Raw genomic sequence first — 400 nt, 5'->3', positions numbered from 1 at the left:
TTTTTGCAAACTTTTGAAAAAGTTTTTGTAGGCTATGCAAGCATCTTTAATTGCCTGTTTGGTTACATTATTGGAAACATTTTGTAGCCACGCGTATTCAGCAGAATTCCTAAGCCTTGTAAATTCTTTTCTAAGCTCTGAATCCGAAATGAACTTGCCACCTTTTTCATAGCTATCCTTTTCCTTGGCTAAAGCCCAGTTATAAGCAAATCTTGCCGCACCTGCATATTGAAACATTTTAGTTTGTTGTACATTATTAGGTTCTAACATTACCCTTACGGCTTTTACCATCATTTTCTTCCTCCTGTATCAATTCTTGAACAAGTTTCTTAGCTTTATTCGCTCGTTTTCCTTGTAGCTTACAACTGAATACTGTGATTATTTGTACTAAATCTTCAAC

1 protein-coding gene is annotated in these 400 nt (G+C 35.0%); it reads right to left on the bottom strand.

Features of this window, described 5'->3' with window-relative positions; genetic code table 11:
- On the bottom strand, positions 1-294 hold a 294-nt coding region (locus GPK60_RS12100), incomplete at its 3' end, for a transposase (protein ID WP_346727780.1).
- Positions 295-400 lie beyond the last annotated feature (106 nt).

Source organism: Ruminococcus sp. MCC718 (assembly GCF_018783905.1).
In the GTDB taxonomy this organism is placed as follows: domain Bacteria; phylum Bacillota; class Clostridia; order Lachnospirales; family Lachnospiraceae; genus Hominisplanchenecus; species Hominisplanchenecus faecis.
The sequence above is the reverse complement of the archived record's forward strand: the minus strand, read 5'-3'. Positions and strand labels throughout refer to the sequence as shown.